The sequence below is a fragment of the Microbacterium sp. WHRI 7836 genome (assembly GCF_040223885.2).
GTDB lineage: Bacteria > Actinomycetota > Actinomycetes > Actinomycetales > Microbacteriaceae > Microbacterium > Microbacterium oxydans.
The window spans coordinates 3,545,841-3,557,243 of the sequence record NZ_CP168171.1 but is presented as its reverse complement, the minus strand read 5'-3'; the positions used below and the strand labels follow the sequence as shown (position 1 = coordinate 3,557,243).

Sequence of the window (11,403 nt, the reverse complement as noted above, 5' to 3'; positions counted from 1 at the left end):
ATCCCCGGAACGGTCACCCCGGCGAGGCTGGGATCAGACCGAAAGGATTCCGATGCGCCGCCTCTTCTCCGCCGCGTTCGCCTACATGCTCGTGGGCGTCGCCTCCGGACTCTTCTACCGAGAGTTCACCAAGATCAACGACTTCCCCGAGGGCGAGCCGACGCAGCTCGGCCTGGTGCACACGCACCTGCTCGTGCTCGGCTTCGTCGTCCTGCTGATCGTCCTGCTCCTCGAGAAAGCGTTCACGCTGTCCGAGAGCCGCCTGTTCGGCTGGTTCTTCTGGCTGTACAACGCGGGCCTCGTGCTCACGACGGCCATGATGATCTGGCACGGCAGCCTCACGGTGCTCGGCCAGGAGTCGAGCGGCATGATCGCCGGCATCGCAGGCCTCGGCCACATCCTCCTCAGCGCCGGCATGATCCTGCTGTTCCTCGCCCTCCGCAAGCGCCTGTTCGTCCCGAAGCCGGCCGTCGCCTGATTCGAAACGGGGAACCGTCAGTCCGCCTCCACCGAGTCGTCGCGCAGGTGGGCGATGTGTGCCGCATGCCGCGCCAGGTGGTTCGGTGAGCGGCGCACGAACAGCCACGCCACGAACAGCACCACGAACCAGATCGGTGTCACGAGCAGCGCGGTCAACGTATCGGGCTGGGTCGTGAGCGCCCACAGGATGAACACGAAGAACGCCAGCACGACGTAGACCATGAACACGCCGCCGGGCAGTCGGAACGTCGATGCGGCGACCTTGTCCTTGCGCGTGCGCCGGTACACGAGGTAGCTGCACAGGAAGATCGTCCACACGAACATGAAGCACAGCGCCGAGACCGTCGTCACCATGTCGAAGGCCGTGCCGATGTCCTTGCCCGCATACAGCAGCACCACACCGGAGAGCAGCAGGATGCACGACAGGAACAGCGCGTTCTGCGGCACGCGGCGGCGGGAGAGGCGGGCGAACATGCGCGGGGCGTCGCCGTCCTGTGCGAGTCCGAACACCATGCGCGAGGTCGAGTAGATGCCGGAGTTGGCGCTCGACATGGCCGAGGTCAGCACCACGAGGTTCACGACGGTCGCGGCGATGCCCAGACCCGCGAGGGCGAACATCGCGATGAAGGGGCTCTCGCCTGCCACGTACTCGGTCCACGGGGTGACCGCCATCAGCACGATGAGCGCGCCCACGTAGAACAGCAGCACGCGGATCGGGATCGCGTTGATCGCCTTGGGGAGGTTGCGCTTCGGGTCCTTGGTCTCGGCCGCGGCGGTTCCCACGAGTTCGATGCCGACGAAGGCGAAAACGGCGATCTGGAACCCGGCGACGAAGCCCATGAATCCGTGCGGGAACATGCCGCCCTTGTCCCACAGGTTCGAGAAGCTCGCGGTGCCGGCGTCGTGCTGGAACCCGGTGAAGATCATCACGAGTCCGGTGACGATGAGCGCGACGATCGCGACGATCTTGATCAGCGCGAACCAGAACTCCATCTCGCCGAACGCGGCGACGGTGGGCAGGTTCAGGGCGAGCAGGATCACGATCACGAGGATGCCGGGGATCCACAGCGGGATTCCGGGGATGAGTGCGTCCGTGTAACCGGCGATCGCGATCACGTCGGCGACTCCGGTGACCACCCAGCAGAACCAGTAGGTCCAGCCGGTGAAGAACCCCGCCCACGGGCCGAGCAGATCGCTCGCGAAGTCGCTGAACGACTTGTACTTCAGGTTCGACAGCAGCAGTTCGCCCATCGCCCGCATGACGAAGAAGAGCATGAAGCCGATGATCATGTAGACGAAGATCACGGATGGACCCGCGACCGAGATGGTCTTGCCGCTGCCCATGAACAGTCCGGTGCCGATGGCGCCGCCGATCGCGAGCAGTTGGATGTGGCGGTTGCTCAGTGCGCGCCGCAGGTGCTGTTCCTCTCCGTCCGCGACGACATCGCGCTCGCGTCCGGTTTCCCCCGTGTACTGCTCGGTCACTTTCTTCCTCCGGTCGTCGTCGACTGCGTCGATCCGAAGGTACCCGTCGACCGCGCGATGCTCGGAATCGAGATCCGGTATTCCGTCGCGCCGAATCGATTCGATAGGCTTGTCGCACCCCCGATCACCCCCCAGTTCTGCGAGCCGCTCCTTCATGGCCACCTCTCTCACCACGGGCCGCCCGTGGCGCGTCATCCTTGCCTTCTCCATCCCCCTTCTGCTCGGGAACGTGGTGCAGCAGCTGTACCAGTTCGCCGATGCCATCGTCGTCGGTCGGCACCTCGGCGTCACCTCCCTCGCGGCGGTCGGCGCGACCGGCAGCCTGCTGTTCCTGCTGCTCGGGTTCGCCTGGGGACTGACGAGCGGTTTCGCGATCCCGATCGCCCAGGCCTTCGGCGCGAGGGATGACGCCGCCGTGCGCCGTTCGGTCGCGACCGGTGTTCTGCTGAGCGCCATCACGAGTGTGATCCTGACGATCGGAGCGCCCCTCCTCGCCGGTCCGATCCTCGCGCTGCTGCAGACGCCGCCCGAGTTGATGGCCGAGGCCACGATCTTCACCCAGATCAGCTTCCTCGGCGCGAGCGCGACGATGTTCTTCAACTATCTCTCCGCGATCATCCGTGCGATCGGAGATTCCAAGACCCCGCTGGTGTTCCTCACCGTGTCGTGCGCCCTGAACGTCGGGCTCGTCGTCCTGATGGTCGGGCCGCTGGAGTGGGGTGTGGGCGGAGCCGCGCTCGCGACCGTGGTCGCCCAGGCGGTCTCGGTCGCCCTGTGCCTCGAGTTCGTGCGTCGTCGGCTGCCCATGCTCCACCTGCGCCGTGCGGACTGGCGGATCACCAGCGGTGACGTCGCTGAGCACCTGCGCCTCGGTCTGCCCATGGGATTCCAGGCGTCGATCATCGCGCTCGGCACGCTGACCGTACAGGTCGCGCTCAACACCCTGGGGGCGGATGCGGTCGCGGCCTACACGACCGGATCCCGCGTCGACAGTCTCGCGGTGGCCCTGCTGTCATCGCTCGGACTCGCTGTCTCGATGTACGCCGCGCAGAACCACGGGGGTCGGCGTCCCGACCGCATCCGTCGCGGTGTGGTCGAGGCGACCTGGATGGCCGTCGTCGCCGGCTTGGTACTCGGTGGACTGCTCATCGCCTTCGGTGCGCCGATGGTGCGTCTGTTCATCGGCGAGGGGTCGGACGACGTCGTCGACGAGGCGCATCGGATGCTCATCATCAACGGATGCGGGTACTGGGCGCTGGGCATGCTGTTCGTCCTGCGGGGAGCCCTGCAGGGACTCGGTCACACGCTCGTCCCCACGGTCACCGGCGTGATCGAGCTCGTGATGCGCGTGGGAGCGGCCATCGTGCTGGGCGCGTGGATCGGATTCGACGGAGTCGCCCTCAGCAACCCGCTCGCCTGGCTCGGCGCTATCGTCCTGCTCGTCCCCGCGTACGTCCGCGCGCACCGCGCCCTCGGTCGGCTGCCCATCGACCCGGCGGAGGCCACCGAGACCTCGGCCATCGCGATCGTCGGGCCGACCGACGGGTCGATGGTCGTGGACGCCGTCGTCACCCAGCCTGTCCGCGTCCTCCGCGCGCGCCGCCTGCGCTGGCCGCGCCGTCGCTGACGATCTCGTCGCTTTGTCCGCAGTGCACGGATATCCCTCTCCAGGATGATGCGGATCGCACTTGAGACGGATGCCCTCCCCGGGAGACACTTCTAATGTCGAATGAGTGGAGTAACCACTGACGGGGGGTCGTCATGACGACATTGAGAGTGGCCAGCGATCTGGCTGCGGTGATGGTGCCGATCGGTTACGTGGGTGCGGCGCTCGCCGCCATCTTCGCGATCGTCGCGGCGGTCGCCATCGTCCGGGGAGCCGGTGGGCTCGCCGGGGGCGCGGTGGGACTGTGGATCGTGGGAGCGCTGATGAGCTTCGCGGCGTCGTTCGCGCGCGACTGGACGCCGCCGATCCTGGCGGGCGGATCGCTCGTGGCGATGCTGATCGTCGGGAGCATCGTGCGTGCCATCGTCGACGCGGGCGGTGTCGGGCGCACCGACCGCACGGTCGAGGAGGCACTGCCGACCGCGATCCCGGCCTCGAAGGCTCCCCCCGCTCCGACGTCGAAGCCGGTGCTCACCAAGACCGGACCGGCGACGGCCTCGATCGCCATCGTCCGCTGAGCGCTCAGCGGTAGTCGCGGTCGCGGTGCTGTCCGCTCTCGTCGCCCGACTGCACCCGCTCCGCTTCGCGCGCCCTCAGCTCCACACGGCGGATCTTGCCCGAGATCGTCTTCGGCAGCTCGGGCACGAACTCGATGATCCGCACCCACAGATGCGATGACAGGCGCTCGTGCGCGTACGCGAAGATCGCACGCGCCGCCTCGGTCTCGGTGTTCGTGGAGTCCGGAGTAAGGCAGACGTAGGCCTTCGGCACGGCCAGGCGCGTGGGATCGGGGCTCGGGATCACGGCCGCCTCGACCACGAGCTCATGCTCGAGCAGCACCGACTCGAGCTCGAAGGGCGAGATCTTGTAGTCCGAGGCCTTGAACACGTCGTCGGAGCGACCCACGTAGGTGAGGTACCCCTCGTCGTCGCGCACGGCGATGTCGCCGGTGTGGTGGTAGCCGCCCGCCCGGGACTCCGCGGTCTTCTCAGGGTCGTCGTAGTACCCGGCCATGAGCCCGAGCGGCGGGTGCGCCAGGTCGAGCGCGATCTCGCCCTCTCCGTCGACGACCTCTCTTGTGACGGGGTCCAGCAGCACGACCGGGTACCCGGGCAGAGGTCGTCCCATGGACCCGACCTTGACGGTCTGCCCGGGAGAGTTCCCGATGCAGGCCGTCATCTCGGTCTGTCCGAAACCGTCGCGGATCGTTCCGCCCCAGGCTTCCCGCACCCTGTCGATGACTTCGGGGTTCAGGGGTTCTCCCGCGCCCACGAGCTCGCGTGGCGGGTGCGTCAGGCGGGCGAGGTCGGCCTGGATCAGCATGCGCCACACCGTCGGCGGCGCGCAGAAGGTCGACACGTGATGGGTGTCCATCACCTGCATGAGGGTGTTCGCGTCGAAGCGGGCGTAGTTGTAGACGAAGACGGTCGCCTCGGCGAGGAACGGCGAGTAGAAGCTCGACCAGGCATGCTTGGCCCACCCCGGCGACGAGATGTTCAGGTGCACGTCGTCGGGGCGCACGCCGAGCCACCACATGGTCGACAGGTGTCCGATCGGGTACGAGGCGTGCGTGTGCTGCACGAGCTTGGGCCGGTTGGTGGTGCCGGAGGTGAAGTAGAGCAGTGCCGTGTCGGATGACGGGGTGGGGCCGTCGGGTTCGAAGCTCGTGGGCGCCGCTGCGGCGTCGTCGAAGGGCGCCCATCCGGACGGCAGGTCAGCGCCCACGCCGATGCGCAGGATGCCGGGGTCGATGCCGGTGAGGCGGTCGGCGAGCGTTCCGAGCGTGACGACAGCTCGTGCGCGCCCGTGATCGACGCGGTAGGCGAGATCCGCCGCGGACAGGAGCGTGGATGTCGGGATCGAGACGGCTCCGACCTTCGTGATCGCCAGCATCACCTCCCACAGCTCGATCGTGTTGTTCAGCATGACGATCACGTGGTCGCCGCGGCGGATACCGATGCGGGTGAGCCAGGCGGCCACCTGGTCGGAGCGCGTCGAGAGCTCTCCGTAAGTCCAGGAGTGCAGGCTCAGATCGGCCTCCACGATCTGCACGGCCGGTCGGTCGGGCTTCTCGCCGGCGATGACGTCGAACCACTCGAGCGCGAAGTTGAACTCGTCGACCTCGGGCCAGACGAATCCCTCTCGCGCCGCGGCGTAGTCGGTCGCGTTCGTGAAGAGGAAGTCCCGCATCTCCCGGATGGTGTGCGTGGCGGCGGTGGCGCTGCGGCTCATGGTGCTCCCTTGCTCCTTGCTGGCGTGCACTCCATCCTGGCCCATGGGTCGGTGCCAGGAGAACGGTCAGCCAAGGAGAGCGGTCAGGGGGAGAGGACCCCCGGTCCGTCGCGGAGCTCGAAGACGAGCTGGGTCTCGGTGCCGCGGACGACGGGGTGGATCGTGATGTGCTCGAGCACGATGTCGCGCAGTGCCGTCGCGTCCTGCACGGCGACGTGCACCAGGAAGTCGTCGACACCGGCGACGTGGAACACCTGCAGGACACGAGGGATGCCGGCGAGCGCGTCGAAGAGCGCTGTGACCTTGGCTCCGGTGTGGTTGGCGAGGCGCACCTTGATGATCGCCTGCAGGGGGAAGCCGAGAGCCGCCCCGTCGACGCGGATACGGGTGTCGCGGATCACACCGCGCTCGCGCAGTGCCCGCACCCGATGCGCGCACGTGGATTCGGCGAGACCGAGCCGATGCGCGAGCGCCTTGTTGGTGGTCTCGGCGTCGCGGGTCAGCACCGCGAGCAGCTCGAGGTCGATCTCGTCGAGTTGTGCTTTCGCCAACGTGAGGCCTCCTCGCCTGCGGGACATTGCACACAATAGCGTTCCGGTTCCTCGATTCGGCGTGCTCTGTCGAATTCCTGCGCTTCTGCCGTGATTCCGGCAACGTGGAGTCATGACTGCACCGCTGCATCCCGATACCGTCGCCGTCCACAGCGGGCGCTCCGATCTGGAGGGTCTCGGGGTGCATGCGCTGCCGATCGACCTGTCGACGACCAATCCGCTGCCCGACATCGAGCGCGGTGGCGACTCGTACGAGGCCATGGCGACGGGCGGTCGTCCCCCGGCCGACGGCAGCATGGTCTACGCGCGGCTGTGGAACCCGACGGTGGCTCGGTTCGAAGAGGCGCTCGCCGAGCTCGAGCGCGCCGACGCCTCCGTGGCCTTCGCCTCTGGCATGGCCGCGATGACGGCGGTGATCCTCGCTCACACCGGAGCCACCGGCGCGCGGCACGTCGTCGCGGTGCGTCCGCTCTACGGCGGCACCGACCATCTGCTCGGCTCCGGGCTGCTCGGTGTCGAGGCCACCTATTGCCACCCCGACGAAGTGGCGGCGACCATGCGCCCCGACACCGGCCTGGTCGTGGTGGAGACGCCGGCGAACCCCACCCTCGACATCGCCGACATCGCCGACGTGGTGCGGCAGGCGGGCGCGGTCCCGGTCGTGGTCGACAACACGTTCGCGACCCCTGTGCTGCAGAACCCCATCGATCTGGGGGCCGCGATGTCACTGCACAGCGCCACGAAGTACCTCGGCGGCCACGGCGATGTGATCGCCGGCGTGGTCGCCTGCAGCGAGGAGACCGCGGAGGCGCTGCGCCGCGTGCGGGCCGTGACCGGCGGGCTGCTGCATCCGCTCGGGGCCTATCTGCTGCACCGGGGTCTCACCACGCTGCCGGTGCGGGTGCGGCACCAGCAGGAGAGCGCGCGTCGGATCGTGCAGTGGCTGAGCGACCGGCCCGAGGTGGCGGAGGTGTTCTATCCGGGACTCGACGGCGACCCGCGCGGCATCCTGCAGCGGCAGATGCGTGGCACCGGCGCGATGATCGCGATGCGCATGCGTGGCGGGTTCGCCGCGGCCTCCGCCGTCACGACGGCGACCGCATTGTTCACGCACGCGGTCTCGCTCGGCGGTGTGGACTCGCTGATCCAGCATCCGGCGGCGCTCACCCATCGGCCGGTGCCGCCCGAGGCCCGTCCGGCAGCCGACGTGCTCCGGCTGTCGATCGGGTTGGAGGACGTCGACGACCTGATCTCCGATCTCGCCCAGGCCTTTGCGGCCGTACCGGCCTTCGATGATGAAGCGCCGCTCACCGACCGGGTCACCTCCTCGCGCGACGCACACCGGGGGGCAGTGCGCGCCTGAGGGGGTGACTCAGCGCCCGCGAACCCGTCGGCTCGGCGCCGCATCGGCCGTGACTCACGGCGAGGGGAGGCGGATCGTGGCGGTCGCGAGGCGCTCCGTCGGCATCCGGTCGCGGTCGTAGGTGATCTCGTCGTACCCGTGCGGGGTCGGCACTCCGTCGTCGTCGAGGCTCACGAACACGATCTTGTCGATCGTGAGGATGCGCTTGCGCGTGATCATGTTTCTCGCCACCGCGCGCATGGTCAGCGACGTGGTGCCGAAATGCGTCGCCTGCAGGCCGATCTCGATCAGGTCGCCCTGCACGGCCGAGGCCTCGAAGTTGATCTCCGAGATGTGCTTGGTGACGGCGCGATAGTTGCCCAGCTGCACGATCGCGTAGATCGCCGCTTCCTCGTCTATCCACTTCAACAGACTCCCGCCGAACAGGGAGCCGTTCGCGTTCAGGTCCTCGGGGCGCACCCATTTGCGGGTGCGGAAGTTGAGTCCGTCCTCCGACCACTGCCACGCCGGTGCCTTCTTCTTCGCCATGCGCACGAGGCTAGGCGGCGCGTGAGTCGGAGATGTTACGGCCCGTTTTCGCGGAGGACACGGCCGTCGGCCACGTCCCTTTGTGCATACCTCACAAGAAACTCAGTGTCATGAGCGCTGGAACTTGGTTTCGAGCGGCAAATCCGTCACTCGCGCCTCGGCGCAGCCATACAGTCACCGGTGGCAACGACGCCACTGACCCCCGGGAGTCCTCGATGACGAGTACCACGCCCCATTCGCACGGAATCGGCATGCGCATCGCCGTCATCGTGCTCAGCCTGCTGCTGGCCGCCATGGTGGTCCTGTTCTTGGTGACCACCGGCAAGATCGCCGCCGGTGCCTCCGAACTCGCCGACGGCACGACATCGGCCAAGGATGGTTCGGCCGACCTGGCAGCCGGCGCTGCAGACCTCTCCACGGGCGCATCCCGCCTGGCCGAGGGCACCCAGGAGCTCGCAGCGGGAGCCGCCAGCGCGCAGGAAGGATCGCAGAAGCTGAGCGACGGTGCCACGACCGCAGCGACCGGCGCGACGACCCTGGCCGAGGGGACGAACAGCCTCGCCGCCGGCGCATCGACCGCCGTGGTCGGTGCGGGCAAGGTCAGCGGAGGTGCGCAGACGGCGCTCGCCGGAGCGCAGGAGCTCGCGACGAAGATGGCGCAGGCGGATGCCGGTGCGCAGACCCTCTCTTCCGGGATGTCCACCCTCGCCGCCGGTGTGAACGGCGCGCACGCGTATGCGAACGGCGTGCTCGTCGGCGCGACGCAGCTCAGCGACACCCTCGGAACCAAGGTGAACGCCGACGTGGTGGCTCTCGCGCAGCCGGGAGCGAAGACGCTTCTCCAGGGCGTCGCGGCCACGGCGCCCGGCCACTCGCAGCAGCTCGCCGACGCCCTCGCGGGGATGCTCGCCGCCGACCCGGAGAACCCGCAGCTGAAGGCTCTCGCCGCTCTCGCCGCCGGAGTCGACCAGGAGGTCGATGCGATGGCTCCCGTCGCGGCCAAGGGCTCCGACCTCGCGCAGGGACTCGTCGCGGCCGCTGCCGGATCGGCTCAGGTGACGGGTGGCGTGAATGCGCTCATCAGCGGTGACGCCGCCCGCCAGTGGCCAGGCACCGCAGCACTCGTCGCTCCCCAGGGGGTGCCCGCTCTGGTCGCCGGCGCGCAGGCTCTGCACTCCGGCACGACGCAGCTCTCGGCAGGCGCATCGAGGCTCGCCGCGGGCCTGCAGACCCTCTCGACCGGGGCATCCGCCCTCTACTCGGGAACGGCGAACCTCAGCGCAGGCGCGACTCGCCTGAACGACGGCGCGACGACGCTCGCCACCGGCGTCGGGACGCTGCAGACCGGCGCGGGCGACCTGAACGTCGGGATCGAGAAGCTCTCCGCTGGCGCCACCACCGTCGCGGACGGCTCGGGCGAGCTCGCGGCCGGCGGCGACAAGCTCGAGGCCGGTGCTGCCGACCTCGCCGCGGGCAACGGCCTGATCGCGGACGGGTCCGGCACGCTCGCCACCGCGACGGCCGGGGCTGCCCCGTCCATGACGCCGTGGGGCCTCGGTATCGCCCTCGCCGGGCTGATCGCGATCGGCTTCTGGGTCGGTCACCGCGTCTCCCATCGACGCGCGCTGGCCCTGGCGGTCTGACTCCCCGACCCCGCCCGACGCCACCCCGCCCGGCCCCACCCCCGCCCCGCCCGGCCCACCCCAGCGCCCTGAGCGGATGTCTCCCACCGGCATCCGCTCAGGGCAGAGCCGCTCAGGGCGGATTCGCGCCGTCCGCGATGTGCTGCGGCCGATGCTGGGGGCATGAGCGAAGACAACCCCATCCCGCAGTTCGGTCCCGAAGCCCGGCGCGCGCTGTTCCATGAGCGGGTGCTCGTGCTCGACGGCGCCCTCGATGACGACAACGGCACGCTGTTGATGACGCAGCTGCTCGCGCTGTCCGCCGAGGACCCCACGGCAGACATCGCCTTGTGGATACACTCGCCCGGCGGGTCCGTGCCCTCGATGCTCGCGATCCGCGACATCATGCGGCTGATCCCCAACGACGTCGCGACCCTGGCTCTCGGCCTCGCGTGCAGCGCCGGGCAGTTCCTGCTCTCCGCCGGCACCCCGGGCAAACGCCGGGCGCTTCCGCACGCTCGGATCCTCATGCATCAGGGGTCCGCGGGCATCGGCGGCTCCGCGGGAGAGCTCGAGACGCAGGCCGACGACCTGCGGCACATGCGCGACACCGTGCTCGGACTGATCGCCGACGACACCGGTCAGCCCGTCGCGCGCATCTTCGAGGACTCGCTGCACGACCGCTGGTACACCGCGACGCAGGCGCAGGACTACGGCTTCATCGACGCGATCGTGGTCTCGATCGGCGACGTGATGCCGCGACGACGCGCGCGCGTCGGTCTGGGGGTGGACGCATGAGCACCTACTCGATCCCCAACGTCATCGCGCAGCATCCCCGAGGCGAGCGCATCATGGACGTGTACTCGCATCTGCTCGCGGAGCGCGTCATCTACCTCGGCACCGGCATCGATGCGGGGGTCGCGAACGCCCTCATCGCGCAGCTGCTGCACCTCGACGCGGACAGCCCGGAATCCGGCATCCAGTTCTACATCAACAGCGAGGGCGGCGATCCAGGGGCCGCGCTGGCGATCTACGACACCATGCAGCACATCCGTCCGCGCATCGCGACGACCTGCGTCGGCCAGGCCATCGGCCCCGCGGCGCTCCTGGTCGCTGCAGGAGACGTGGGGGAGCGGGCGGCCCTCGCCCACGCGCGCATCGTTCTGCATCAGCCCGCAGGGCAGTCGCGCGGTGCGATCCCCGACCTCATCCTTGCCGCCGACGAAGTGGTGCGGGTGCGTTCCGACATGGAGGAGATCCTGGCCAGGCACAGCGGTCGCACGGTCGCCGAACTCCGAGCCGACACAGACCGTGATCGGGTGTTCACGGCACCCGCCGCGCTCGACTACGGACTGATCGACACCGTGCTCGGCGCGCGGAGCTGAGGCGGCGTCCGGGCTGCCGGACGGATGCATGAGCGACGGGCGGCTGCATGACCGACGCGGGACCTGTGGTCATGCATCCGTCCGTCGCTCA

Annotated in this window: 11 protein-coding genes; 7 read left to right on the top strand and 4 right to left on the bottom strand. The window is 68.9% G+C overall.

The features are described 5' to 3' along the window. The first annotated feature begins 52 nt into the window (after positions 1–52). Positions 53–478 carry a DUF2871 domain-containing protein gene (locus ABRP18_RS17220; protein ID WP_349885098.1) on the top strand — a complete coding sequence of 142 codons (426 nt, stop codon included), beginning with the start codon at positions 53–55 and terminating at the stop codon, positions 476–478. 17 nt (positions 479–495) lie between these two features. Here the strand turns inward: ABRP18_RS17220 and cycA are convergent, their stop codons facing one another. After that, positions 496–1,965 carry a D-serine/D-alanine/glycine transporter gene (cycA, locus tag ABRP18_RS17215; RefSeq protein ID WP_349885097.1) on the bottom strand — a complete coding sequence of 490 codons (1,470 nt, stop codon included), beginning with the start codon at positions 1,963–1,965 and terminating at the stop codon, positions 496–498. Positions 1,966–2,119: 154 nt separating this feature from the next. Here cycA and ABRP18_RS17210 point away from each other — a divergent pair, with 154 nt between their 5' ends. Further along, a complete protein-coding gene (locus tag ABRP18_RS17210) occupies positions 2,120–3,592 on the top strand; it encodes an MATE family efflux transporter (RefSeq protein WP_349885096.1) in 1,473 nt (490 codons plus the stop codon). 134 nt (positions 3,593–3,726) lie between these two features. Next, on the top strand, positions 3,727–4,149 hold the full coding sequence (locus ABRP18_RS17205) for a hypothetical protein (protein WP_349885095.1): 423 nt from the start codon (positions 3,727–3,729) through the stop codon (positions 4,147–4,149). Positions 4,150–4,153: 4 nt separating this feature from the next. Here the strand turns inward: ABRP18_RS17205 and ABRP18_RS17200 are convergent, their stop codons facing one another. Both ABRP18_RS17200 and ABRP18_RS17195 read right to left on the bottom strand, forming a co-directional pair. Beyond that, complete coding sequence (locus ABRP18_RS17200) at positions 4,154–5,863, bottom strand: AMP-binding protein (RefSeq protein WP_061015885.1); 1,710 nt, start codon at positions 5,861–5,863, stop codon at positions 4,154–4,156. 83 nt (positions 5,864–5,946) lie between these two features. Further along, entirely contained in the window at positions 5,947–6,414 is a 468-nt protein-coding gene (locus tag ABRP18_RS17195; protein WP_052748772.1) for an Lrp/AsnC family transcriptional regulator, read from the bottom strand. Between the two features lie 112 nt (positions 6,415–6,526). Between ABRP18_RS17195 and ABRP18_RS17190 the strand changes: the two genes are divergently transcribed. Continuing rightward, positions 6,527–7,777, top strand: coding sequence for a PLP-dependent aspartate aminotransferase family protein (locus ABRP18_RS17190; RefSeq protein WP_061015883.1), 1,251 nt, complete (start codon positions 6,527–6,529; stop codon positions 7,775–7,777). A gap of 54 nt (positions 7,778–7,831) precedes the next feature. On the opposite strand, the gene ABRP18_RS17185 is transcribed toward ABRP18_RS17190, so the two are convergent. Beyond that, on the bottom strand, positions 7,832–8,305 hold the full coding sequence (locus tag ABRP18_RS17185) for a hotdog domain-containing protein (RefSeq protein ID WP_349885093.1): 474 nt from the start codon (positions 8,303–8,305) through the stop codon (positions 7,832–7,834). 215 nt (positions 8,306–8,520) lie between these two features. On the opposite strand from ABRP18_RS17185, the gene ABRP18_RS17180 reads away from it, so the two are divergent. The 3 genes from ABRP18_RS17180 to ABRP18_RS17170 all read left to right on the top strand — a co-directional run bounded on the left by ABRP18_RS17180 (position 8,521) and on the right by ABRP18_RS17170 (position 11,312). Continuing rightward, positions 8,521–9,948 (top strand): hypothetical protein, encoded by a 1,428-nt coding sequence (locus tag ABRP18_RS17180; protein ID WP_349885092.1) that lies wholly within the window; start codon positions 8,521–8,523, stop codon positions 9,946–9,948. Positions 9,949–10,110: 162 nt separating this feature from the next. Continuing rightward, a complete protein-coding gene (locus ABRP18_RS17175; protein ID WP_046748605.1) occupies positions 10,111–10,725 on the top strand; it encodes a ClpP family protease in 615 nt (204 codons plus the stop codon). Further along, positions 10,722–11,312: a ClpP family protease gene (locus tag ABRP18_RS17170; protein WP_046748606.1), complete on the top strand. Its 591-nt coding sequence runs from the start codon at positions 10,722–10,724 to the stop codon at positions 11,310–11,312. The genes ABRP18_RS17175 and ABRP18_RS17170 overlap by 4 nt, the downstream gene beginning before the upstream one ends. Positions 11,313–11,403 lie beyond the last annotated feature (91 nt).